General features: G+C 70.9%; 19 protein-coding genes. 11 read left to right on the top strand and 8 right to left on the bottom strand.

Features of this window, described 5'->3' with window-relative positions; all coding sequences use genetic code 11:
• Positions 1 to 22: 22 nt before the first annotated feature.
• Genes ACIBZJ_RS09095 through ACIBZJ_RS09085 form a run of 3 tightly spaced genes read right to left on the bottom strand, consistent with a single transcriptional unit; the run spans position 23 to position 3,964 of the window.
• Positions 23 to 1,027 carry a phosphotransferase family protein gene (locus ACIBZJ_RS09095; RefSeq protein WP_395927258.1) on the bottom strand — a complete coding sequence of 335 codons (1,005 nt, stop codon included), beginning with the start codon at positions 1,025 to 1,027 and terminating at the stop codon, positions 23 to 25.
• Positions 1,020 to 2,255, bottom strand: a complete 1,236-nt coding sequence (locus ACIBZJ_RS09090; protein WP_395927256.1) for an acyl-CoA dehydrogenase family protein — start codon at positions 2,253 to 2,255, stop codon at positions 1,020 to 1,022. The genes ACIBZJ_RS09095 and ACIBZJ_RS09090 overlap by 8 nt, the downstream gene beginning before the upstream one ends.
• Positions 2,240 to 3,964 (bottom strand): class I adenylate-forming enzyme family protein, encoded by a 1,725-nt coding sequence (locus ACIBZJ_RS09085; RefSeq protein WP_395927254.1) that lies wholly within the window; start codon positions 3,962 to 3,964, stop codon positions 2,240 to 2,242. Before ACIBZJ_RS09085 ends, ACIBZJ_RS09090 begins: the two co-directional genes overlap by 16 nt.
• Before the next feature lie 61 nt (positions 3,965 to 4,025).
• On the opposite strand from ACIBZJ_RS09085, the gene ACIBZJ_RS09080 reads away from it, so the two are divergent.
• From ACIBZJ_RS09080 to ACIBZJ_RS09060, 5 genes are all read left to right on the top strand, one after another.
• Positions 4,026 to 6,110 carry a malate synthase G gene (locus ACIBZJ_RS09080; protein ID WP_395927252.1) on the top strand — a complete coding sequence of 695 codons (2,085 nt, stop codon included), beginning with the start codon at positions 4,026 to 4,028 and terminating at the stop codon, positions 6,108 to 6,110.
• A gap of 78 nt (positions 6,111 to 6,188) precedes the next feature.
• The gene (locus ACIBZJ_RS09075) at positions 6,189 to 7,130 is read left to right on the top strand and encodes an NmrA family NAD(P)-binding protein (RefSeq protein WP_395927250.1); all 942 of its coding nucleotides are present in this window, start codon (positions 6,189 to 6,191) and stop codon (positions 7,128 to 7,130) included.
• 38 nt (positions 7,131 to 7,168) lie between these two features.
• Positions 7,169 to 9,493, top strand: coding sequence for an ATP-binding protein (locus ACIBZJ_RS09070; protein WP_395927248.1), 2,325 nt, complete (start codon positions 7,169 to 7,171; stop codon positions 9,491 to 9,493).
• Between the two features lie 44 nt (positions 9,494 to 9,537).
• Positions 9,538 to 10,164 carry a nitroreductase family protein gene (locus ACIBZJ_RS09065; RefSeq protein WP_395927246.1) on the top strand — a complete coding sequence of 209 codons (627 nt, stop codon included), beginning with the start codon at positions 9,538 to 9,540 and terminating at the stop codon, positions 10,162 to 10,164.
• A gap of 28 nt (positions 10,165 to 10,192) precedes the next feature.
• Positions 10,193 to 11,230: an alpha/beta hydrolase gene (locus ACIBZJ_RS09060; RefSeq protein WP_395927244.1), complete on the top strand. Its 1,038-nt coding sequence runs from the start codon at positions 10,193 to 10,195 to the stop codon at positions 11,228 to 11,230.
• A gap of 48 nt (positions 11,231 to 11,278) precedes the next feature.
• Here ACIBZJ_RS09060 and ACIBZJ_RS09055 read toward each other — a convergent pair whose 3' ends face one another.
• Together ACIBZJ_RS09055 and ACIBZJ_RS09050 are read right to left on the bottom strand one after the other, a co-directional pair.
• A complete protein-coding gene (locus tag ACIBZJ_RS09055) occupies positions 11,279 to 12,196 on the bottom strand; it encodes an SDR family NAD(P)-dependent oxidoreductase (RefSeq protein WP_395927242.1) in 918 nt (305 codons plus the stop codon).
• Positions 12,197 to 12,199: 3 nt separating this feature from the next.
• Positions 12,200 to 13,393 (bottom strand): LLM class flavin-dependent oxidoreductase, encoded by a 1,194-nt coding sequence (locus ACIBZJ_RS09050; protein WP_395927240.1) that lies wholly within the window; start codon positions 13,391 to 13,393, stop codon positions 12,200 to 12,202.
• A 137-nt stretch (positions 13,394 to 13,530) separates the two neighbouring features.
• Here ACIBZJ_RS09050 and ACIBZJ_RS09045 point away from each other — a divergent pair, with 137 nt between their 5' ends.
• Positions 13,531 to 14,430 (top strand): TIGR03619 family F420-dependent LLM class oxidoreductase, encoded by a 900-nt coding sequence (locus ACIBZJ_RS09045; RefSeq protein WP_395927238.1) that lies wholly within the window; start codon positions 13,531 to 13,533, stop codon positions 14,428 to 14,430.
• Positions 14,427 to 15,242, top strand: coding sequence for an SMP-30/gluconolactonase/LRE family protein (locus tag ACIBZJ_RS09040; RefSeq protein WP_395927236.1), 816 nt, complete (start codon positions 14,427 to 14,429; stop codon positions 15,240 to 15,242). The genes ACIBZJ_RS09045 and ACIBZJ_RS09040 overlap by 4 nt, the downstream gene beginning before the upstream one ends.
• A gap of 18 nt (positions 15,243 to 15,260) precedes the next feature.
• Here ACIBZJ_RS09040 and ACIBZJ_RS09035 read toward each other — a convergent pair whose 3' ends face one another.
• Complete coding sequence (locus ACIBZJ_RS09035) at positions 15,261 to 17,798, bottom strand: CoA transferase (protein ID WP_395927234.1); 2,538 nt, start codon at positions 17,796 to 17,798, stop codon at positions 15,261 to 15,263.
• Positions 17,799 to 17,858: 60 nt separating this feature from the next.
• Here ACIBZJ_RS09035 and ACIBZJ_RS09030 point away from each other — a divergent pair, with 60 nt between their 5' ends.
• Genes ACIBZJ_RS09030 through ACIBZJ_RS09015 form a run of 4 tightly spaced genes read left to right on the top strand, consistent with a single transcriptional unit; the run spans position 17,859 to position 21,267 of the window.
• A complete protein-coding gene (locus ACIBZJ_RS09030) occupies positions 17,859 to 18,527 on the top strand; it encodes a GntR family transcriptional regulator (RefSeq protein ID WP_395927232.1) in 669 nt (222 codons plus the stop codon).
• A 5-nt stretch (positions 18,528 to 18,532) separates the two neighbouring features.
• A complete protein-coding gene (locus tag ACIBZJ_RS09025; RefSeq protein ID WP_395927230.1) occupies positions 18,533 to 18,916 on the top strand; it encodes a Zn-ribbon domain-containing OB-fold protein in 384 nt (127 codons plus the stop codon).
• A complete protein-coding gene (locus ACIBZJ_RS09020) occupies positions 18,913 to 20,031 on the top strand; it encodes a thiolase family protein (RefSeq protein WP_395927228.1) in 1,119 nt (372 codons plus the stop codon). The genes ACIBZJ_RS09025 and ACIBZJ_RS09020 overlap by 4 nt, the downstream gene beginning before the upstream one ends.
• 21 nt (positions 20,032 to 20,052) lie before the next feature.
• Positions 20,053 to 21,267 (top strand): amidohydrolase family protein, encoded by a 1,215-nt coding sequence (locus tag ACIBZJ_RS09015; protein ID WP_395927226.1) that lies wholly within the window; start codon positions 20,053 to 20,055, stop codon positions 21,265 to 21,267.
• Positions 21,268 to 21,353: 86 nt separating this feature from the next.
• Here ACIBZJ_RS09015 and ACIBZJ_RS09010 read toward each other — a convergent pair whose 3' ends face one another.
• Both ACIBZJ_RS09010 and ACIBZJ_RS09005 read right to left on the bottom strand, forming a co-directional pair.
• The gene (locus ACIBZJ_RS09010) at positions 21,354 to 22,637 is read right to left on the bottom strand and encodes an aspartate aminotransferase family protein (RefSeq protein WP_395927224.1); all 1,284 of its coding nucleotides are present in this window, start codon (positions 22,635 to 22,637) and stop codon (positions 21,354 to 21,356) included.
• Positions 22,638 to 24,674, bottom strand: coding sequence for a hydantoinase/oxoprolinase family protein (locus tag ACIBZJ_RS09005; RefSeq protein ID WP_395927222.1), 2,037 nt, complete (start codon positions 24,672 to 24,674; stop codon positions 22,638 to 22,640).
• Between the last annotated feature and the right edge of the window lie 2 nt (positions 24,675 to 24,676).

Genomic DNA, 24,676 nt, shown 5'->3' with positions numbered 1-24,676 from the left:
GACGGTCACGCGTAGGCGACGGTCACGGCAGCGCGTGCGCGGCCGCCTCGGCGAGCTCGGCCACGTGTTCCCGCTGCGCCGCCACGTCGAACTCGGCGTCGCCCATGGCTCCGTCGCGGTAGCGGACGTAGATCCCCTCGCCGATGCAGGCCAGTCGCCACAGAGCGAACGCCTGGTACCACCCGATATCCGAGACGTCCCGGCCGGTGCGCGCCTGGTAGCGGGCGATCACCGCGTCCCGAGTCGGATAGCCCGGGTGCCCGGTCGGCGACGGCGAGACCTCGGGCTCCCCGGCTTCGCGCCAGAGCGCGGTCAGCCATCCGAGGTCGGCCAGAGTGTCGCCGAGGGCACACAGCTCCCAGTCCAGCACGGCGCGCGTCCGGCCGTCCGGCCCGATCAGGAGGTTGCCGAACCGGTAGTCGCCGTGGACGAGCCCCGTGTAGCGCTGCGGCGGGGTGGTCGCGCCCAGCCGGGCCCAGACCTCGTCGATGATCGGCAACGACCGGTCGCTGACCGAGTGGAACTGCCGGTGCCACCGGGCGAGCTGGCGGGGCAGGTAGTCCGCACGCCGCCCGAGCCCGCCCAGGCCGATGGCGTCGACGTCGAGCTCGTGAATGGCGGCCAGCGAGTCGACGAGGTTCTCGGCGGCGGCTGCCCGCGCGGTGACCGGGTAGGCCGCACCGTCGTCGTCCGTGGTGAGCACGACACCCTCGACGAACGACATCACGACGAAGGGCACGCCGATGACCGAGCGATCGGTGCACAGCCCCCACAGCTCCGGCACCGGGACCTGGCTGCCCTGCAGGCCGGAGAGAACGGAGAACTCACGTTCCACGTCGTGCGCCTCGGGCAGCGCGGATCCGCCCGGCGGCCGGCGCAGCACGTACGCCCGGCCGGCCGAATCGACGATCCGATAGGTCAGGTTCGATCGGCCGCCCGCTACCAGGGTCGCCTGAGCCGGACCCTGGAAGGGCACTCCCTGCGCCGAGAGCCACTGGGTTGCCCGGAGCAGCTCGGCGTCACGCATTCGCGTACCGGGCCAGCTCGCTGCGGGCGACCGTGCGCAGGTGCACCTCGTCCGGCCCGTCCAGCAGGCGCAGTGCCCGCTGCCGGGCGAAGGCCTCGGCCATCGGGAAGTCCTGCGACAGCCCCGCGCCCCCGTGCACCTGGATCGACCGGTCCAGGACCCGGCTAGCCATGGCCGGGACCGCCACCTTGATGGCGGAGATGGCCGACCGGGCGACCTTGCTCCCGGCTTTGTCCATGAGCCAGGCCGCGTGATACGTCAGCAGCCGGGCCTGGTCGAGCTCGATCCGGCTGTCGGCGATGTACTTCTGCACCAGGCCCTGGTCGGCCAGCGGACGGCCGAACGCGATGCGGCTCACGGCCCGGCGGCACATCAGCTCGAGAGCCCGTTCCGCGGCTCCGATCGAGCGCATGCAGTGGTGGATCCGTCCCGGACCGAGCCGCGCCTGAGCGATCTCGAAGCCGCTACCTTCGCTTCCGAGCAGGTTGGACGCGGGCACCCGGACATCGTCGAGCGTGACCTCGCAGTGCCCGGCCTTGTGGTTGTAGCCGAGCACCAGCAGATCCCGCACTACGGTGAGGCCCGGGCTGTCGAACGGCACCAGGATCATGCTCTGCCGGCGGAATGCGGGCGCCTCGGGATCGGTCTTGCCCATCACGATGCCGATGCGGCACCGCGGATCGGCGGCTCCGGAGATCCACCATTTCCGGCCGTTGATGACGTAGTCGTCGCCGTCCCGCACGATGCTGCAGCGAATGGTGGTCGCATCGGAGCCGGCGACGTCGGGCTCGGTCATGAGAAACGCCGACCTGATGGTGCCCTCCAGCATGGGGGCGAGCCACCGATGCTGTTGTTCCTCGGTGCCGAACATGGCCAGCAGCTCCATGTTCCCGGTGTCCGGGGGCGAGCAGTTCAGGGCCTCGGGCCCGATCATGCTTCGGCCGCTCAGCTCTGCGAGCGGCGCGTAGTCGAGGTTGCTCAAGCCCCCGCCCCACTCGGTCGCGTGCGGCGGGCCGCCCACCCGGCCTGCCTCCGGCAAGAAGAGGTTCCACAGCCCGGCCGCGCGCGCCGCTCGCTTGAGCTCCTCCATGACCGGCGGCTGCGCGTGCGGACCGGCGGCGGCCAGTTCCTCCTCGTAGCGGCGTTCGGCCGGGTAGACCCGTTCCTCCATGAACGTCTGCAGCCGACCGTGCAGCTCCCGTGCGCGGGGGCTCAGCGCGAAGTCCATGTCGTCTCCTCCCCCCGGCGCGCGAGTCGCGCGCGAAGTTCCCGCTTGAGAACCTTGCCGACCGCGTTGCGCGGGAAGTCGTCGGTCTGCAGGTAGAGCTCGGCCGGAACCTTGTACGCGGCCAGTTGCCGGCCGACGTGCCGCCGCAGGTCCGCCGCCGTCGTGATCGACCCCGGCCGGGTGCGGACGACCGCGACGACCTCCTCTCCGAGGACGTCGTGCGGACGGCCGAAGACCGCGCTGTCCTCGACGTCGGGGTGCACGCTGAGCACGTCCTCGACCTCGGTGCAGTACACGTTCTCGCCGGACCGGAGCACGACGTCCTTGATGCGATCGACCAGGTAGACGAACCCCTGCTCGTCGACCCGGGCGAGATCCCCGGAGCGGAACCACCCGGCGGCGTCGAGCGCTTCGGTCTCGTGGTTCCAGTAGCGGTAGGCGGCATTCGGCCCGCGCAGCCAGGCCTCGCCCACCTGCCCGGTCTCGACGTCGTTCCCGTCGGCGTCGACGATGCGGAGGTCGGTCGTCGGGAAGGCGCGCCCGACCGACAGTGGCCGCTGGACGAAGTCGTGTGATCCGATCATGACCATCGGGCCGCTGGTCTCGGTCAGGCCGTAGCCCGTCCCGACCGTCACCCGGTGATCGAACGTCTCGACGATACGAGCAACGAGCACGGACGTCGCCGGTGCCCCGCCGGACGTGATGCTGCGTAACGAGGGCAGGTCCGCGCCGGTCCGCTCCACCTCGGTGAGGAGCGCGGAGAGGACGGGCGGAACGCCTCCGGGCACCAGGTCGACCCCTTCGCGCCGGATCAACTCCACCGCACGGCGGGCGTCCCACTTGTACATCAGCACGAGGTGGGCCCCGGAGGCCGCGGCCGAGATGATCCGGGGCAGCGTCGCAACGTGGAACAGCGGTCCGACGATGAGCGCGGTGGGGACGACCGGCGGCACCCGGACGGGTTCACCACGGAGCTGAGCGAGCTCGGACTCGACGCGGGCGTGCACCCGCATGTTCATCATCGTGGTGAGGTGCGCGCGGTGGCTCGCGACCGCGCCCTTCGGCTTACCGGTGGTACCCGAGGTGTACATGATCGTGGCGTCGTCCTCGGCCGCGATGGGGATCGCCGCCAGGTCGAACTCCTCGCGATGCGCGTCCAGGACCGCGTCCCAGGTGTCGTCGCCGCTCGGCTCGGGCGCCGGCCGGACCTCGACGACACGGCGCAGCGCGGGCAGGCGGTGCCGTTCGCGCTGGATGGATGCGCTGCGCTCGGCGTCCGCGACCACGGCGGCGGCGGCGCAGTCGGCCAGAGCGTTGGCGAGCTCGGGCGCCGTCCACCACGCGTTGAGCGGAACACACACCGCGCCGACGCTGACCGTGGCGCTGAACGCGACGGCCCATTCCGGATAGTTGCGCGCCGCGATCGCGACCCGGTCGCCCGGCCGGATGCCGTAGCCCTCGACGAGGGTGCTCGCGAAACGACCGACCAGTCGCAGGTACTCCGACCACGTGTAGTGCTCGTCCTCGAAGGTCAGCGCGGGTCGCTCGCCCCATTGCCGGCCGGTGACGAGCACGTCCCGGATGCTGCCGGGGGTCTCCGCGTAGACGCGGAGATCAACTCCGCGGATCCGGGCCCGCTCCACCGGGAACGGCCCGTCCGGTTGCGTCAGTCGCTCCATGATTCCGGCGCGCCGGTCGACGTCTTCCACCCCGCACACCCCACGTCCCGATATTGAGATCTGAGATACCGTACATCAGGTACGCTGAGCCATGACGACGCCCGTTTCCACCTACCGGAACGACCCGAGCGGCCTCCGGATCGCCGACGAGCTGTACCGCTTCGTCGAGGAGGAGGCCCTTCCCGGCTCGGGGGTGGATCCGCAGATCTTCTGGCCCGGGGCCGCCCGGCTGTTCGCGACGTACAAGCCGCTGACCCGCGCGCTGCTCGCCCGCCGCGACGAGCTCCAGGCGGCGATCGACGACCACCACCGGAGCGGATCGACCGAGCCGTACGAGGACTTCCTGCGGCGCATCGGCTACCTGGCCGACGTGCCCGACGACTTCGAGATCACGACCGGCGCCGTCGACCCGGAGGTCTCCCTCGTCGCGGGACCCCAGCTCGCCGCGCCCCTCCTCGATGCGCGGTTCGCGACGAACGCGGCCAACGCGCGGTGGGGGTCGCTCTACGACGCCCTCTACGGCAGTGACGCCGTCGAAGGCACCGACCGTCGGGCCGCGGTCGTCGTCCGGGCCCGCGAGTTTCTCGACACGCACGTACCCCTGGCCGGGTGCTCCCACGGCGAGGTGGACGAGTATCTCGCCGACCGGCGGGGCCTGGTCGCCCGGTACGCAGGCGGGGAGACGAGGCTGGCCGACGAGGCCCAATACGTCGGCCGGGCCGATGATCCGGCTCGGCGGCGCTACCTTCTCCGGCACCACGGGCTGCACATCGAGTTGGTGATCGACCGCACGACCGCGGGCCGCGCCGGCCTCAGCGACGTCGTCCTCGAATCAGCGGTCACGACGATCATGGATCTCGAGGACACCGTCGTGACGGTGGACGCCGAGGACAAGGTCCGCGCGTATCGCAACTGGCTGCTCCTCATGCAGGGGCGGCTCTCCGCCGAGGTCACGAAAGACGGCCGGGTGTTCACCCGGTCGCTGGCCCCCGATCGTCGCTACCTGGATGCGGCCGACGACCCGGTCGTCCTTCCGGGGCGCGCGCTCCTGTTCATCCGGCACGTCGGCCATCACCGGCAGACCGACGCCGTGCTCGACCGGGATGGCGACCCGGTGCCGGAGGGGCTCCTCGACGCACTGGTAACAACCCTCGGCAGCCTGCACGACCTGCGCCGGAACAGCCGTCTCGGCAACTCGCGCACGGGCTCGGTCTACGCCGTGAAGCCCAAGCTGCACGGACCCGCCGAGGTCGCGCTCACCTGCCGCCAGTTCGCGGACGTCGAACGTCTCGTCGGCCTCGCGCCGGCCACCATCAAGCTGGGTCTGCTGGACGAGGAGCGTCGTACCTCCGTCAATCTCAAGGCCTGCATTCTCGCCGCCGCCGACCGGATTGCATTCGTCACCACCGGATTCCCCGATCGCACGGGCGACGAGATCCACACGTCGATGCACGCGGGCCCGGTGGTTCGGAAGAACCAGATGCGGGCGCAGCCGTGGTTCCGCGCGTACGAGCGGAACGCCGTCGCGATCGCCCTGGCCTGCGGATTCTCCGGCCGCGCGCAGATCGGGAAGGGGATGTGGAACAGGCCGGACCGGATGGCGTGGATGCTGGCCGACAAGGTCGGGGAACTCGAGGACGGCGCCACCTGCGCCGGGGTTCACTCCCCGGCCGCCGCCACCCTCCACGCGACGCACTACCACCAGGTCGACGTGTGGGCCCGGCACGCCGATCCGCGGTTACGAGTGCCGGGCGAACTCAGCGACCTGCTGACGATCCCCACGCTCGACGACCCCGGGTCACTCACCGCCGAGGACATCGATCGCGAGGTGGAGAACAACCTCCGGAGCGCCCTCGGGTACGTGGCGCGGTGGGTGGATGCGGGGGTCGGGTGCGCGAAGGTCCCGGCGATCACCGGCACCAACCTGTTGGAGGACCGGGCGACGTGTCGCATCTCGACCCAGTACGTCGCCAACTGGCTCCTGCACGGCGTCGTCACCGGGGAACACGTCGAAGCCTGCCTGCAGGCCCAGCGTACGGAGGATCTCACCGAGGCGGCGTTCCGCGCGGTTCACGAGCTGGTGTTCTCCGGCGCGACGCTGCCGTCGGGCTACGTCGACGTCGTGCTGCACCGCTGGCGGCGCCGTCGGGTTGATCAAGCTGGTCCGGTCCGCTGAACGCGTTCCTCGACGAGGCGGACGGAGGCCGCGAAGGTCGATCCGGCCCGCGACGAACGCCCGAATCTGGAGATCCGCTTGACCGAGCAACGAGACAACGAGCCCGTCCTGGTGATCGGGGCAACCGGCCAGCAAGGGGGCGCTACCGCCCGAGCCCTGCTGGCCGCCGGGGTGCCGGTGCGCGCTCTCGTGCGTGACCCTGGTTCCGAGCGCGCGAAGGCACTCACCGATCTCGGCGCGACCCTCGTGCCGGGCGACCTCTACGACGCGGAATCGTTGGTGCTGCCGTGCACCGGGGTCCGCGCGGTCTTCTCTGTCCTGCGCCCGGACTTCGCCAACCCGGAGGCCGACGCCGAGCGCGTCCACGCGCGCAACCTGGTCGCCGCGGCCGCCGCCGCCGGAGTGCACCATTTCGTCCAGACCTCGGTGTCCGGCGCCGGCCGGCACCTGGACGCGCCCGGGTGGGACGAGGGACGCTGGCACCGCTCGTACAGCGACCAGGCGCCGCCGATCAGTGACTACTGGCTCAGCAAGGAAGAGGTAAACGATCTGGTCCGCGGGGCCGGCTTCCCTGCGTGGACCATCATCTATCCGTCGACGTTCATGGAAACGTTCCGGCGCCCGACGGTGTACTTCGAGAACCGAACGGGCAACCGCCTCGTGGCGGTCGTCAACCCGGAAACGACCTACGCACTCATTGCGGTCGAAGATATCGGACGTGCTGCGGCTGCCGCGATCATGGACCCCGACCGGTTCAACCAGGTCGAGCTGCAGCTGGCCGGCGACGTTCTCACGTTCGCGGGGATCGCCGACGCGCTGTCCCGCGCGTGGGGCGAGCAGATTCTGCCGCCCGAGATGCCGATGACACCCGAGCAAGCGCTGGCCGAAGGCATGCCCGCGCCGATCGTCCAGGCGAACGAGTGGATTCGTGACGTCGGCCAACCGGCGACCCCGGCGCAACTCCGGTCCTTCGGGGTCGAGCCCCTCACCTTCGAGGCATGGGCCCGCCTCGACCGCTGAACCGGATCCACCTGCGGTTTCCCGCTAGGATCCGCTCGATGAGTCGGTCTGCCCACCGCGCCGACGGTGATTCGTTGCCCGCCGAGGTCACAACCTTCGTGGGCCGAAGGCATGAGTTGGGACAGGCGAAGGAACTCCTCTCGTTGTCGCGGCTGGTCACCCTCACCGGCCCCGGCGGAGTGGGCAAGACCCGGCTCGCACTACGACTGGCCCGGCACACCCGGCGCGCGTTCGCGGACGGCGTCGTGCTCGTCGAACTGGACGAGGTCAGAAGTGCCGAGCTGGTGCCGCACGCGATCGCGCAGGCGCTCGGATTCCGGAACGAATCGAGTGGCTGGACCGCCGAGACCCTCGCGGCGAGGCTGGCGGACAAGCACCTGTTGCTCGTTCTGGACAACTGCGAGCAGGTGATCGTCACCTGCGCCCTGGTGGTGCGGCGGATCCTGCTCCGTGCCCCGGAGGTGCACGTTCTGACGACGAGCCGGGAACCGATGAAGATCGGTGGGGAGCACACCTACGACGTCCGGCCGCTGCCGGTCCCGACCGGGGACGCACGGGCGACCGACCTGGCCCAGTACGACGGCGTCCAGCTGTTCCTCGACCGAGCCCGAGCGCGCGTACCGGGGTTCGTGCTGACCGACACGAACGCGCGCCACGTCGCCCAGATCTGTCAGCGCCTCGACGGGATCCCCCTGGCGATCGAGCTCGCGGCCGACCGGGTGCGGGCGCTGCCCGTCGAACAGATCAGCGCCCGGCTCACCTCCCGGCTACGGCTCCTGACGACGGGCGACCGCAGCGCTCCGGGCCGCCACCAAACGCTCCTCGCCTCGATCACCTGGAGTTACGACCTCTGCTCGAGGCCGGAGCAGCTCCTGTGGGCGCGCCTGTCGGTCTTCCCGAGCAGCTTTGTCGTCTCGGCGGTGGAGTCGGTCTGCACCGACGTCGACCTGGCCGCCGACGACGTCGTCGACCTGCTGACCGAGCTCGTCGAGAAATCGATCCTGACCCGCGAGGAGGATCCGGGCCCCGAAGCGCGCTTCCGGATGCTCGGCGCCATCCGGGAGTTCGGGTCCGAGCGACTCATCGAGTCGGGCCGGCTCGGCGCGGTTCGGCGGCGGTTCGTCGAGTGGTGCACGACGTTGGCCGGCAACTATCGCGAGGCCTGGTTCGGGCCCGGACAGCAGGAGTGGGCTCGCCGGCTGCGCCTGGAACACCAGAACATCGCGTCGGCCCTGCAGTTCGCGCTCGACGACCGTGAGCCGGCCCGGGCGATGCGCATCGCCTGCGAACTGAGTTCCTACTGGACGACGGCCGGCCTGACCTCGGAGGGGCACCACTGGCTCCGGCGCGGGGTCGACGAGTCCGAGCCGGGCACCCCGGGCCGAGCCATCGCTCAGTGCTGGCTCGCGAACTTCTCCTTCTTCTTGCGCGATGTCGCTGTGGTCCCGAGACTCATCGCGGACGCGCTGACCGAGCTCGGGCCCGAACCGGAGCCGGCCGACCTGGGCTACCTGCGATTCGTCGAAGGCATGGCGCAACTCGCGGAGAGCGACCCGCACGGGGCCCAGGCCCCGCTCGCCGAGGCCCTTCGGCTGTTCGACGCGTGCGGCGAGGTCGTCGGACGCGCGCATGTCCTGCTCGGCTACGGCGTCGCCCAGTGGTTGTGCGGCGAGCTCGCGTCGGCCCAGGAGCTGCTCGAGGAATGCCTGGTCGTCACCGGCCGGCGGGCCGAGAGAACGCTGCACTCCAGCGCACTCATGCATCTGGGCATGGTGCTCTGGGGCGCGGGCGACTCCGCCGCCGCCGAGGCCATGGTCCTCGAGGCGTTCCAGCTCAAGGCGCAGGACGACGAGGAAGTCGGCCAGGCGATGTGCTTGGACGCGCTGGCCTGGTTCAGCGGTGCCGACGACCCCCGGCGCAGCGCGACCCTGGCCGGGTGCGCCGAAACCGCGTGGCGGCGCAGCGGCGGCTCGATCGAGACCGTGAGCGCTATGCGCGAGCTCCGGGACGCGTCCCTCGAACGGTTGCGCACCGGCCTCCCCGACCGCGTGCTCGCCGCGCTGCTGACGTCGGGCGCCGAGCTGTCGCCGCGGCAGGCCCTGGCCTACGCGCTCCGTGAGCACGAACAGGGGCACACCGACCAGCAGCCCGCCGATGTCTTCCGCCCTCTGACCGGACGGGAGTGGCAGGTCGCGCAGCAGATCGCCCTCGGTCTCGGGAACCGGCAGATCGCGGGCCGGCTCGCGATCTCGCCCCGCACCGTCGACGCCCACGTGACCCACATCCTGGAGAAACTCGCGTTCGGCAGCCGCGCCCAGGTGGCCGCTTGGGTGGCCGAGCGCCTCCCCCGGCCACCCAGCTGAGCAGGGCCTGGGCAACGTACGGTACATGAGATATCGTACTTCGTATGAGCGAGACGATCGACCTTTTCGAGGCGATGGAGACGTGCCGATCGATCCGCCGCATCCGGCCCGATCCCCTTCCCGACGAACTGCTCGAGCGGCTGATCCACTACGCGACGCGCGCCCCGAGCGCGGGCAACCGGCAGCTGTGGAAGTTCCTCGTGGTCACCGCGCCGCATGACCGGCGGTGGTTCCGGGACATGCTGGTCGAGGCCGTCGGCCACCGCTTCCCGGAGCCGCCCGCGACCGACACGTCACCGGCCGCGCACGGGCAGCGTCGCTATCGGGAGTTCATCTTCGAGTTCGACCGGGCGCCCGTCATCGTGCTGCCGCTCATCGAGAACGTCTTCCCGAACGCCGAGAAGCCCGACGTCCGGTTCGGCTGGTCCTCGGTGTACGCCGCGACCCAAAACCTGCTCCTGGCCGCGCGGGGCCTCGGTATCGGGGCCGCCATGACGACGAACCACCTCGAGAACGAGCCGGCGGTCCGGGCGTACTTCGGCATCCCGGCCACGTTCGAGATCGGCGCGACGATCCCGATGGGCTACCCCGTCGGGCACTACGGACCCCTCACCCGCAATCCGGTGGTCCCCACGATGTACCGCGGACACTTCGGCACGGCGTGGTCCTGAACTCCGAGAAGATTGGACGGACCTGGTCATGGAATTAGTGGTGGAGCCGCAGCTCCGAGAGATCATCGAGCTGATCAGGCCGCACGTGGAGAGCAATCCGTGCCCCACGGTGAGGCAGCCACCGGCCGAGCAGTCCGCGCGCGACAAGTGGTTCGCCGACGTCACGTCGCTGCGCGCCGAACAGCAGGCGCGGATGGTCGCCGGGTTCACCCCGCCCGCCCTCGATGGAGTCACGGTCACCGAAGTCCGGATCCCGGTGACCGGGAGCTGTGGATGGTCCGGCTGCGCCGACTGCGCGGACGGTTCGATCAACGCGATCGTCTACCGGCCGGACGGCGTCGAGAACGCACCCGCCTACCTCAACTTCCACGGCGGCGGGTTCTGGATCGGTGGCGGGCTCGACGTCCTCCGGGCCGGCGCCGCCGTGCACGGTGCCCGCGCTCGCACACTCGGTGTCGTCGTCGTCGACGTCGACTACCGGATGGCGCCGGAGCACAAGTTTCCGCTCCCCGTCGAGGACTGCTTCGCGGCGCTGACCTGGGTCGCGGCCAACGCCGAGCAGCTCGGGGCTGACCCCGGCCGGCTCGCCGTCGGTGGCGGCAGCGCGGGCGGCAACCTGGCCACCGCGGTGGCGCTGATGTGCCGCGACCGGGGTGGCCCGGCCCTGTCGGCGCAGGTCCTCAACATCCCGGTCACCAGCAGTGGCTGCAACACCGGTTCGATGCGCCTCTTCGCCGAGGGGTACACGATGACCCGCCAGAACGCGCTGGAGACGTGGGACATGTACCTGGCGGCACCGGCCGACGCGTACGAGCCCTACGCCTCTCCGATGCACGCGTCCCATCTGCGCGGCCTGCCCCCGGCTCTGATCGTCCTCGGCGACTACGACGTTCTGCGGGACGAAGGCATCGCGTACGGCGGTCGCCTGATCGACGACGGCGTCACGGTGACGATGCGCCGGCTGCCGCAGACCCACGGCGCGGCGCTCCCGGAGAACGGTCCCGAGACCGAGCGCCTCACCAACGAGCACCTCCGCACGCACCTGCTACCCCGGACGAACTCCTGAAACGGGCGGGTCCCGGTCACGTCACCGTGACCGGGACCCGCCCGCTGCTCAGAGCGACGCACCGCCGTCCGTCCCGACGACCTCGCCCACCATCGCGCTGGCGGCGTCCGACGCCAGAAAAGCGACGACGTTGGCGGTCTCCTCGTGGAGGAGGTAGCGGCCGAGCTGGTTGCGCATCAACGCGTAGAACCACATGTCGTTGAACGCCGGGATCTTCTGCTTGGTGCGAACCATCGACGCCGGGTTGACGCCGTTGACCCGGATGCCCTGGGAGATCACCTCGGCGGCCAGGAACTTCGTGAACGACGCCAGCCAGCTCTTCCCGGTGCCGTACAACAGATTCCTCGGGGCGGTCGGGGTGTTCGCCGAGGCGCTGCCGATGTTGATGATGTGCCCGCTGCCCTGGGGAACCATGTAGTCGAGCACGGCCCGGCTGGCGTACATCGGTCCGGCCATGGTGCCGCGCAGCGATCGGTCGATGTCGTCGCGCGACGACGTGTAGAAGTCGACCACGGCCACGTCGACCGCGCTGTTGACGAGGACGTCGATGCCGCCGAGCTTGTCGTGGCATTCGGCCATCCACCGCTGGATGTCGTCCCAGTCGGAGGCGTCGCCGTGGATCCCGAACGCGCGGGTGCCCCACTTCGCGGAGACGCGTTCGGCCACGCCGTGCGGATCCGGTCCCGCGTACTGGGGCAGGCTGCCGGTGGCGCCCGGGGCGTCGACCTTGATGTCCACCAGGGCGACGTCGGCGCCGAGGCCGGCGAACCGGTTCGCGCAGGCCTGTCCGAGGCCCGCGCCGCCACCGCCGGTGATGACCACTCGCCGGCCGCTCAGGTCGAGGAGGTCGGTCACCCGCTTCTCGATCGAGTCGAACGGCATCCGCTGCTCGTCGAACAGCACGTCGAGGCTGTCCCCGGCCGCCACCGCGCGCTCGTACTGCCTCGTGAAGTAGTCGCTGGCCATGGGCTACAGCCCCAGCCGGGTCGGCTCTTCGGAACTGCCGAACGCGACGTGACCGGCGCCCTCGGCCGCTCCGCGCATCGAGTCCGCCAGCGGCGCCTCCAGCTCGTGCAGGCGCGGGAGCACCTCCTTGGCGAACAGCCGGAGGGAGCGCTCGGCCTGCTCGATCGGCATGGCCCCGAACCGCACGTTGAGGACGAACTCGTCCGCGCTAGTCTTGGCCCGGATGTCCTTGAGCTTCTCGAAAACCTGGTCCGGGGTGCCCCAGGCCTGCGGGCGCGCGCTCTTGTCGGCGAGCGTCTCCTGGTCGGTGATCGTCGTGCTGAGCCGGGCGTACTGCTCGTAACCCTTGGTGTTGCGGAACCGCTCCGGGTCGTCGAACTGGTAGTGCAACCTGCTGCTCTCACCCGCTTCCAGCGAGTGCACCTTCATGGCTTCCCACGCCTCTTCCTCGGTCGAGGCACAGACCATGCGGACGACGACGGTCGGCTGAGTGGGGTCGAGCCCGTTGCCGGCCCGGATGCTGTTGAACGCGGCGACGTCCGACGCGTAGTCGTCCCAGCTCTTCTGGTTCGTCATCAGCATCCCGAGCCCGGCGTTGGCGGCGATCGGGAGCGTCTCGGGGCTGGTCCAGGCGATCCTCATCCGGTCCATGAGCCGCTGCGGGTTGCGGTAGGACGGCCGGATCGTGGTCTCCGGGATCGTGAAGTGTTCGCCCTCGTGCGAGAACCACTCCTGCGACATCGCCTTGCGGAGGATCTCCAGGGTCTCGTTGAACCGGCTGCGCGCCTCCGCCATCGGCACCCGGAACGCGTCGAACTCCCGGATCGCCGCGCCCCGGCCCATGCCCAGCGTGAGCTGCCGTCCCTGGAGCAGGTTGTCGAGCGCGGAGATCTGGTCGGCGACCACCAGCGGGTCGTACCAGGGCAGCACGACGATCATCGTGCCGAAGTCGATGCTGCTGGTCCGCCCTGCCATGAACGTCAGGTGCTGCAGGGCCCCGCCGGTCATGACGTACGGCGTGAAATGGTGGTCGATCGCCCAGTACGAGTCGAAGCCCAGCGGTTCGACGAGTTCGGCCAGCGCGATCTCCTCGTCGTAGATCTGCTGGTCGGAGACCTTCGGAGGGCCGGGCGCCTTCGCGAGGAAGCGGTCCCAATCGAGGTAGTTCTGAAAGTTGAAGTGAACTCCGACCTTCACGGGTCTGTCCTCCAGGGTCGTCGAGAGGGGCGGCGTCCGGAGTCAAACACCGGGCGGTGCGAGGGCCCCACGACTTCGTTCCGGCCCGCTGAACAGTGCGCTGGCCGACGAACGGGCCGCGCCCGAGAGTCGTCCAGATGAAGATCGGCGCGCAGCTGGCGGTCACGACGTACACGATCGACGCGGTCACCCTGGCCCGGGAGCTCGAGGCACGGCGGTTCGAGTCGTACTGGGCCCCCGAGCACACGGTCGTGCCCGCGCACCCCGGCATCGCGTTCCCGATGACCGGAGGCCCGATCCCCGACGTCTACCACCAGATGGCCGACCCGTTCGTCGTCCTCGGCATGATGGCCGCGGTCACCCGCGACCTCCGGGTCGCCACCGGGGTCTGTCTGGTGCCGGAGCACCCGCCCCTCACCCTCGCCAAGGCCGTCTCGACCCTGGACGCGTTCAGCGGCGGGCGCTTCCTGTTCGGCGTCGGCACCGGCTGGCTCCGTGAGGTCACCGAGCTGCACAACCCGGCCGCGGCGGCCAAACCCTGGGGCTACACGATCGAGGCGGTCGGGGCGATGAAGGCGCTCTGGACCGGCACGACGTACGACGGGTTTCCGGAGATGATCTGCGACCCCCGCCCGGTGCAGCGGCCGCATCCCCCGGTGATCGTCGGAGCACAGCCCACGCCGGTGGCCGCGCGCCGGATCGCCGCGTGGGCCGACGGCTGGCTCGCCACCGGTGTGACACCGGCCCAGGTCGCCGAGTTCCGGGCCGCTCTCGACGCCGAGTGTGCCCGGATCGGCCGGGACCCGGCCGAGCTGTCGATCACCGTCGGCGTGCGCGACCCCAGCGAGGAGATCCGGGACGCCTACGCGGCGGCCGGGGCCGGGCGCCTCATGGTGCTGCTCTACAACCACCCGGGCACCCGGATCCCGCTCGAAGACTGGGCCGCGGTCGGGGTGGCGACGCTGTCGGCCCCGCCGCCGACACCGGACGAGACCCTGCGGGCGCTGGACGCGGTGACGAAGATGGCGGGCCTGTGAAACCGCTCCTCGACGGTCTCCGGTTCGCCGAGAGCCCTCGGTGGCGCGGCGACCGGCTCTGGTTCTCCGACATCTTCGCCGACCGCGTGATGACCGTCGACGGGTCGGGCCGGGCCGAGGTGGTCGTCGACGTCGCGCGCCCGAGCGGTTTGGGCTTCCTGCCCGACGGCCGGCTCCTGATCGTCACGCTCGCCGAGCCGAGCGTGCTCCGCCTGGAGCCCACCGGCGACGTCGTCGTGCACGCCGATCTGTCCGGGCTCGCCGTCGGCGGCCTCAACGACATGGTGGTGGACGCCCAGGGGCGCGCGTACGTGGGCTCGATGGGCACGCATGCGAGCACGGCGCCGCGGCCGGTCGACGCGGACGGCGTCGTGATCCTCGTCGAGCCGGACGGCCGCGCCCGGGTCGTCGCCGACCGGCTCGACGCGCCCAACGGACCGGTCCTGCTCGACGACGGACGCACCTATGTGGTCGCCGAGTTCCCGGCCCAGCGGCTGACCGCCTTCGACCGGGCCCCGGACGGTTCGTTGTCCGGACGCCGGTTGTGGGCCGATCTCGCCCCGGCCAGTGCCGACGGGATCGCCGCCGACCCGGCCGGAGGGATCTGGTGCGCGTCGCCCTGGACGTCCGACTGCCGGCGGGTCGTGGAGGGCGGCGAGGTCGTCGACGTCGTGGACTTCAGCGGTCGGATGCCGCTGGCCTGCGCCGTCGGCGGCGGGACGCTCTTCGTGCTGAGCTGCCTCGGTGGAGCCGAGGCGATAGCCGCCCGGACCTGCACGTCGGTGATCGAAACGGTCCGCCTCGCGCGCTGAGCGAGGCGGACCGTGAGGTCAGAGCGCCCCGTCCGCGCGGAGCTCGGCGATCCGGTCCGGTCCCAGCCCGGCCAGCTCGGCCAACACGTCGTCGGTGTCCTCGCCGTAGCTCGGGCCGGACCGGTCGTACCGGCCGCCGATGTACGTGGGCGTCTCGGAGAACCAGGTCGGGTGCTCCTTGACCGGCCACCGGCCGAGCTCGCTCTGCTCCAGCTCGACCAGCCACCCGAGCGCCGCCAGCTGCGGGTCCGACTCGACCCGCTCCTCGGCGGTCTGGCAGACGCCGGCCGGCACCCCGCGTGCTTGGAGCGCGTGCATCAGTTCGAATCCCTCGCGGTCCGCGGTCGCCCGGGCCACGACCCGATCCAGCGCGTCGGCGTTCCGGAGCCGATCCGCGAGCGTGGCGAACCGCTGATCCGCGATCCCCAGCACGTCGGCCACGGCGTCCCAGTGAGCCTCGGTGAACGCCGCCAGCGCGAGCCACCGATCCTCCCCCCGAGTGGGATACGCACCGTGCGGAGCCGCCGGCTTGTACGGCGAGCGGTTGCCGTAGCGCGACCAGTCCCGGCCGTTGGCGGTCTTGTCGAGGATCGCGGTCCCGGTGAGGTAGATCCCGGTCTCACCCTGGGAGGCGTCGATGTGGCAGCCCAGCCCGGTGACGTCCCGGCGGTAGAGCGCGGCCAGCATCGCCGTCGCCATGTTGTAGGCGCCGAACCAGTCCAGGTAGGAGTAGCCGATCCCGGCCGGCGGGAACGGCGCCGGCAGCCCGGACATGTCGCTCATCCCGGAGATCGCCTGGGCGCTGGGGCCGAACGTGCGCACCTGGCCGTAGCTGCCCCGTTCGCCCAGGCCACTCTGCTGCACGTAGATGATCCGGGGGTTGAGCTCGCGGAGCCGGTCGTAACCGAGCCCCATCCGGGTCATCGTGCCGGGCGAGAAGCCCTCCACGACCATGTCGGCGTCCCGGATCAGGTTCTCGAGGATCTTCCGCGACTCCGGGTGTTTCAGGTTGAGCGAGAGCGACCGCTTGCCCGCGTTGATCTCCATGAACGAGCCGCTGCGGTTCGGGCTGCCGTCGTCGCCGGAGTAGACGGGCGTCGGCAGTGGTCCCACCGCGGCGTCGCGCTCGGCGCGGCCTCCGGGCGGGCAGGCGCCGAGCGGGCTGAACCGCATCCGGTCCGGCCGGCTGATGTGCTCGACCTTCACGACGTCGGCGCCCATCGCGGCCAGGAACCGGCCCGCGCCCGCGCTCGCCAGCATCCAGCTCAGATCGACGACCCGGACGCCGGCCAGCGCGAACGGCTTGCCGTAGGGGCTGACGACGGTCTCCTGCGGCCGAGGTGCGGTCCGCGACGGCCCGCGGACGCTCCACTCGGCCTCGACCTCGTCGGTGTGCTCGCCGACCAACGGGGGCCGCGGCCCGCGGGGCCACTCGAGCTCCTCGGTGACCCACTTCCCGCCGGTGTAGCGGAACGTCCGGCCGAGCTCGGGGTGGGCGACGTCGAAGAACGCGCCCCGCTGCAGCCAGTGCTCGTCCGTGGCGTTCTCCTCGGGCCGCCGCACCGGCGTCCAGGGGAGGTTGAGGGCCTGCGCTTCGCGCCAGACGTCACGCTCGAATAGGGTCTGGCCGAGCAGAAGGTTGATCTGGTGCGCGAGCCGGTCGCGGGCCTCGTCACTGTTGCGGTGGTCGGTGGCGTACTTCGGGTCGTCCAGGTCGGCCGCGAAGCCGTACTTGCGGAGCAGCTCGACGGTGGCGTCCCACTCGTCGCCCTGCGACCGGACGTACGTCCGGTAGGGCAGGACGTAGCGGCCGTCCTTGGTCAGGGCGATCGACGGACTGCGGGCGGAGCTGGTCGAGTGCCGGCACGTGACGCGGCGGTGCACCTGCTTGAGATAGATCCAGTCCGGCAGATCGGTCTCGGTGTTCTGGCTGACCGACTGGTGCACGCTGGTAGAGAGTGACTGTCCCCGCCCGGTGTGCAGCCGGTAGGTCAGGGCGGCCAGGATAGACATCGCCGCCATCTCTCCGGCGATGTAGTACGCCTGCCACATCTGGGGCGCGATCGGCGGGGTGTCGTAGCCGTCCGTCGGGTCCGGGTCGTATCCGCAGTTCATCATCACGCCGCCCAGCGCGAGGTGGACCAGGTCGCTGCCGGCGTAGTCGCGCCACGGGCCGACGTCCCCGAACGGCGAGATCCGCGCGTGGATCAGACCCTCGTTCAGCAGGTTCCGCTCGGCCAGGTAGTCCCGTGGACAGCTGTCCAGGATCACGTCCGCGTCCGCGGCCAGCCGTCGGAACCGCTCCTGGTCCGCGGGTGAGTCCAGATCGAAGACCACCGAGCGCTTGCCGAGGTTGTGGTGCCAGAAGTACAGGCTCCGGTCGGGGTGCGGCTCGTCGTCGAGGAACGGGCCGTACGTCCTGGTCACCGCTCCGCCGGGAGGCTCGACCCGCACGACGTCGGCGCCGAGGCCGGCCAGCACCTTCCCGCAGTACTCGCCCAGTTCGTCGCCGACCTCGAGCACCCGGAGCCGCCCCAGGAACTGTTCGTAGCTCATGACAGCCTCCTTCTATCTGAGATACGATATGCCATACGTCGCTCGGCCAGGGAGCCCTGAATGATCGAGAGGCCCGACAACCTCACCGACCTCGTGTTCGCCGCGATCCGCGACCGGATCGTCGAGGCCTCACTTCCCCCGGGAAGCTCGGTCAGCGAGGCGACGCTGGCCAAGGAGCTGACCGTGAGCAAGACCCCGGTCCGCGAAGCGCTGCTGCGGCTGCGCCGGATCGGGCTCGTCGAGCCGACGTCGCGGGGACTCCGCGTGACGCTGCCCTCGGTCCGGACCGTGCGGCACGCCTTCGAGTACCGCGCGGTCCTGGAGTCGGGCGCCGCGACCTACGCGGCCGGCCACGCCTCCGGCGAGCAGCTCGAGGCGATCGTGCGCTGGGCCTCGGAGTCCCTGGGGTGCGCCCGGGCCGGCGATCCGGCCGACTTCCGGCAGACCGATCACCGGTTCCACCTGGCGGTGGCCGACGCCTCGGGCAACGAGTTCCTGCGCTCGGCGATCGAGGACGCGTTCGTCCTCACGATGGCGCTGCGGCGGCGGGACGTCAGCCTGGTGCGCGACTTCGTTCCGGACGCGCTGGAACACCTGGAGATCGCCGACGCCCTGCGCACCCGCAACTCCGCCGCGGCGAGCGCACTGGTCGCCGGCCACGCCCTCCGGATCCTCGACCAACTGCTCGACGCGATGGCGAAGCCCGGCGCCGTCGTGCCGGCCGGCTGAGCGCCGTGCGCCGTCCACTGCCGCGACCCACCGCTCTGTCACAGCCGTTCTGGGACGGCTGCCTCGACGGCAGGCTCCTGGTGCAGCGCTGCGCGAACTGCGCGCGCTGCTTCTTCATCCCCAGCGCCTTCTGCCCGCATTGCCTGGACACCCGCTACGAGTGGATCGAGTCGTCCGGCCTGGGCCACGTCGTGACCTGCACGGTGGTCTGGAGGCCGCCGACGCCGGCCTTCGAGCCGCCGTACGTCGTGGCCGTCGTCCGGCTGGAAGAGGGGTACGAGATGCTGACGAACATCGTCGGCGCCGCGGCGCCGATCGGGTCGGACGTCCGCGTCCGGTTCCACCGGGAGTCCGACGAGATCACGCTGCCGTTCTTCGAGCGCGCATGAGGCAAGCCGTCATCGTGGGCGCGTTCAACACCCGGCAGGCCCGCAAGCTGGAGGGTGAGACCTCCGACACAGTGACCGCGGCAGCGATCCGGGGCGCCCTGGACGACGCCGGCCTCACCGTCGCCGACGTCACCGGCGTGAACATCCTGCCCGGGCTGGACTACCAGAACGGCTCGCGCAAGTTCGGGTACGCGATGGGGATCCCGTACTTCTGGTCCGGCCGGGCGATGCCGGGCGCCGCCTCGGTGCTCGAAGCCGCCACCGCGATCGAGTCCGGGGTCACCGACGTCGTCGTGCTGGCCGCGGGTGAGGCGGGGATCCACCAGGACGCGGCCAGCACCGCACCCTGGACGCGTCCCTCGAACGAGTTCATCGAGTGCTGGGGCCTGATGACGCCGGCCGAGTTCGCGCTGTCGGCAGCGGAGTACCTGCACCGGTTCTCGGTCGATCCGGCGAAGGTCGCGCACGTCGCCGCCGTGATCCGCAACAACGGCGCCCGCAACCCGGAGGCGGTCTACTTCGGACGCGGCCCGTTCTCGGCCGACGACATCCTGGCCTCGCGGATGGTCGCGGACCCGTACCACCTGCTCGACTGCGCGACGACGGCCGAGGGTGGCAGCGCGCTCGTGCTCACCACGTCGGAGCGGGCCCGGGATCTTCCTGGTGCCGGCGTCAGCGTGCTCGGCGGTGGCTCGGAGAGCTGGGGGCCGAGCTACACGCACCCACCGACCTACGACCGGGTCGGGATGCTGGGACGGGACGCGGCCGACCGGGCATTCGCGCGCGCCGGGCTGGCCCGGGAGGACGTCGACGTCTTCGAGCTCTACGACAACTTCAGCTGGGAGATCATCCGGTACTTCGAGGCGTTCCGGTACTGCGACGTCGGCGAGGGGCCGGACCTCGTGGCCGGCGACGCGATCGAGGTCGGCGGACGCTACCCGGTGGTCACCGACGGCGGCACGATGTCGCACTCGCACACGGGCGAATCGCAGCGGATCCAGCGGGTCGTCCAGGCCGTGCGCCAGTTGCGCGGCACGTCCGCCGCCAATCAGGTGCCGGATCCGCAGGTTGCGCTCGTGGCCGCGCTCGGCGACATCGTCCTGCTGGGACATTGATATCTGAGATATCATACGTGAATGACGACCACCGAATTGCCGAAGATCATCAGCGTCGACGACCACATCATCGAGCCCCCGACGCTGTTCCAGCGCTGGCTACCGGCGAAATACCAGGATCGGGCGCCGCGGGTCGAACGGCGGCTGATCAGCAAGGCGTCGACGCTGTTCAACGGCCTGGTCGAGGACCCGGACGGTGACCCCGGTGACGTCTGGCTGTTCGGCGACTCCGCGTACGTGCTCCGGCGTCCGATCCTCATCCTCGACGGCGTCGAGACGTCCGCGGACATGCGCGGCAACGAGCCGGCGACGTACGACCAGATGCACCCCGCGTGCTACGACCCGAAGGCGCGCCTGGAGGTGATGACCTCCCAGCACGTCGAGGCCTCGCTCGCGTTCCCGACGTTCCCGCGCTTCTGCGGCCAGGCGCTGAGCGAGCAGACGAGCAAGGACCGGGACTTCGGGCTGGCGTGCGTCGAGGCCTACAACAACTTCGTCGTCGAGGAGTGGTGCGGCGACTCCGGCGGCCGCCACATCCCGCTGCCGGTCGTGCCGCTGTGGGACCCCGCGCTGGCCGCGGCCGAGGTCCGCCGCAACGCCGCCCGGGGCGCCCGGGCCGTGACGTTCAGCGAGGTCGTCGGCCACCTCGGCTTCCCGAGCATCCACCACGGCAACTGGGACGCGTTCTTCGCCGCCTGCGAGGAGACCGGCACCGTCCTGTGCATGCACATCGGCTCGTCGTCGAAGATGATGCCGGTGCCGCCGGACGCACCCGACGTCCTCACGACGACGCTCCAGTTCACCAACTCGTACGCGTCGATGGCGGACTTCATCTTCTCCGGCGTGCTCGACCGGTTCCCGTCCCTCAAGCTCGCCTACTCGGAGGGCCAGGCCGGGTGGCTGCCCTACGCGATCGAGCGGATGGACCACGCCTACACCCACCACACGTGGGGCCACGGCGAGGTCAAGATGCAGGAGCTGCCCTCGACCTACATCCGGCGCAACGTGTACGGCTGCCTCTTCGCCGACCGCCACGCCATCGAGCACGCCCATCAGATCGGCATCGACAACCTGATGTTCGAGGTCGACTTCCCGCACGCCGACGGTCCCTACCCGCACACCCTCGAGCACCTCGCCGAGCAGTTCGCCGGCATCGACGCCGAGACGACGTACAAGATCGTCCGCGGCAACGCGATCGCGCTGTTCCAGCTCGGCCTGGACCGCCTGTCTGCCTGACGGCGCGTCCGACGACGACTTGTCGCGGTATCCCCGCCGGATGACCCCGACCGGATGACCCCGACAAGTCGTCGTACCGCGGAGGCTCAGCGCAACAGGCGGTGGTGGGTGGTCGCGACGTCCCGGACCGCGTCGGCGAACGCGTCCACGTCGGCGTCGGTCACCGGCAGCGGAAGCGCGAGGTAGCCCCGGCGGGCGATGTAGAAGCCGCGCAGCATCAACTCCAGATGCAGCAGGGCACGCTTCTCGGGCGCCGGGTCGATGTCACGGCTGCGGGTGATCGGGCCGGTCTGGAAGTGCAGGGACAGGATCGAGCCCAGCCCGGTGGCCTGCATGGCCACGCCGGCCTCGGCGAACAGCGCGTTGAGGCGATCGCGCAGGCGATCACCCCGGGCATTCAGCGCCCGGGTCGCCGACGGCGTGAAGACGTCGCGCAGCCCGGCCAGGCCGGCCGCCATCGTCACCGTGTTGTTGTTGAACGTCCCGGGGTGCGACAGGTGGCCGGGCACGCCCGGGTCGAACCTCGCCATCAACCGCGACGCGCCGCCGAACGCGCCGAAGCTGAACCCGGCGCCGAGGTACTTCCCGAACGTGGTGAGGTCCGGCACCACGCCGAACACCTCCTGGAGCCCACCCGGCGCCAGCCGCGAGGTCATCACCTCGTCGACGATGAGGACGACACCGTGCCGGGTCGTCGCGTCCCGGATCGCCCGGACGAACCCGGCCGTCGCGGGCACCGCGCCCGCGCCGCCGAGCATCGGTTCGAGGATCACCGCGGCCAGGTCGTCGCGGTGCTGCTCGATCGCGGCCAGCGTCCCCGGCACGTCGTTGTAGTCGCACACGACGTACGGATACGGCGTGTTCAGCGGCGTCGCACCGCGGAAGCTCAGCACCCCTCCGTGGTAACCGCCCTCGAAGACGAGCACCGTGCCGCGCCCGGTGACGGCCCGCGCCGTCCCGATCGCGAAGAGGTTCGCCTCCGTACCGGAGTTCGTGAACCGCAGCAACTCGACCGACGGGAACCGCCGGACGATCTCCTGGGCCAGCCCGGCCTCGTAACGGTTGGGACCACCGTACGACAGCCCTTCGTCGAGGGCCCGGCGGACGGCCGCCAGCACCGCGGCGTCCGAATGGCCGTAGAGGCCGGCCGAGTACTCGCCGAGCAGATCGACGTAGCGGTGCCCGTCGAGGTCGGTGAGGAATTGATCCTCCCCCGACGCGAACGTGACCGGGAACGGCGAGTAGTGGAGCGAGGTCCGGGTGTTGCCCCCGGGCAGCACGGCCGTCGCGTCCCGGTACCGGCGCTCACTCGCGGAATTGCTCGCCGCGTACCGCTGCTCGGCCCGCTCGAGCGCCTGACGGACGGTCATCTACTTCTCCAGCCGGATGTCGAGCCAACCGTGTTCGTCGATCACCGCGGAGTCTCCGGCGCGGAGCAGGACCGTGGTGGTGGCCGACTCGAAGAGCGCGGGACCGCTCACCCGTTCCCCCTGCGCCACGGTCGCCATCCGGTGGACCGGGACGTCGATCCAGCCGTCCAGGTAGACCCGGCGCAGGCCGGCCTCCGGACTCTCACCGCCACCGGCCGGCAGCGGCTCGGCACGCAGCTCCGGCAGCTTGCCGACGATCGTGGTCCGCGCGTTCACGATGACGACTTCCTGGCCCGGCGCGTTGTAGGCGTAGAGCTCGTCGTGCCGCTCGTGGAACCGCGTGACCACCTCGTCGACGAAGCCGGCCGCCTCGACGTCGACGTCGGTGATCGGCACGGTGATCTCGTAGATCTGCTCGCCGTAGCGCATGTCGAGGGCGCGCCGGACCTCGATCCGCCCGCCGAAACCGTCGAGCCTGTCCCGTCCGCTGCGCTCCATGTCGGCCAGCAGGCTGCGCAACCCGTCGGCCGTGGTGGACGCCGCGTCCCCGATGTGGGAGCGCACCATCTCGTAGCGCAGGTCGGTGGCGAGCATGCCCCACGCGGAGAGCACCGAGGCCACGTTGGGCACGACCACCCGCTCGATGTCGAGCAGCCGCGCCACCTCGGTCACGTGGATGCCCGCGGCTCCGCCGAACGAGACCAGCGTGAAGCCGCGCGGGTCGACGCCACGGCGGACCGACACGATCCGGATGCCCTCGGCCATCGTGGTGTTCACGACCTTGGAGATCCCGGCCGCGGCCTCGACGGCCGTCACCCCGAGCGCGTCGGCCACGTCTGTCACGGCCGACGAAGCGGCGGCCGCGTCCAGGGGCAGGTCACCGCCGGCGAAACTGGCCGGATCGAGCAACCCGAGGACGACGTTCGCATCGGTGACCGTGGCCGCGGTGCCGCCCCGGCCGTAACAGGCCGGGCCGGGCCGGGCGCCCGCGCTCTCCGGGCCGACGTGCAGGATGCCGGCGTCGACCCGGGCGATGGAGCCGCCACCCGCGCCGAGCGTGTGGATGTCCAGGGTCGGCAGCGACACCTTGGCCAGGCCGACCTGCTTCTCCGCGGTCAGCGGCGCCTCGCCGTCCTGGAGCAGCGCGATGTCGGTGCTCGTGCCGCCCATGTCGAACGTGATCAGCTCACCGGTCCCGACCAGCTTGGCGGCCTGTTTCGCGGCCGCGATGCCCCCGGCCGGCCCGGACAGGACGGCTCCGGCGGCGAGCCGGCTCGACTCCGGGATCGTGGCGACCCCGCCGTGCGAGTGCATGACCATCACCTCGCCCGCGTAGCCCGCGTCGGCCAGGCGGCCGCTCAGCCGGGACAGGTAGTCGGCGAGCACCGGACCGACGTACGCGTTGACGACCGTCGTCCAGACCCGCTCGTACTCCTTGATCTGGGGCAGCACCTCGCTCGAGAGCGACACGTAGGTGCCGGGGAGTTTCGCCGCCAGGACGGCGGCCGTCGCCTTCTCGTGCTCGGGGTTGCGGTAGGAGTGCAGGTAGCAGACCGCGATGGCCTCCGCGCCCGACGCGGCCGCCGCTTCCACCGCGCCTGCGAGCGACTCCGCGGCCAACGGCCGGGCGGCGGTGCCGTCCGCCCGCATCCGCTCGGCGACCCCGAGACGACGGGCCCGCGGCACCAGCGGCTCGGGAGGCGCCATCCGCACGTTGTAGCGGTCGTCCTTCATCCCCTCGCGCATCTCGATCACGTCCCGGTGACCCTCGGTCGTGAGCAGGGCGACCTTCGCGCCCTTGCCCTCGAGCAGCGCGTTGGTCGCCACCGTGGTGCCGTGCACGATCCGCTCGGTCTCGGCCAGCAACTGTTCGCGCGGGAGGCCGAGCGCGGCGGCGAGCTTGGTCAGCCCGTCCAGCAGCCCGTCGGACGGGTCCCCCGGGGTCGAGGAGGACTTGGCGATCACCACCCGGCCGTCGCCGTCGACCGCGGCCAGGTCGGTGAACGTGCCGCCGATGTCGATGCCGATCCGGTACATGG

This window comes from Cryptosporangium sp. NPDC051539 (genome assembly GCF_044454545.1).
In the GTDB taxonomy this organism is placed as follows: Bacteria; Actinomycetota; Actinomycetes; order Mycobacteriales; family Cryptosporangiaceae; genus Cryptosporangium.
The sequence above is the reverse complement of the archived record's forward strand: the minus strand, read 5'-3'. Positions and strand labels throughout refer to the sequence as shown.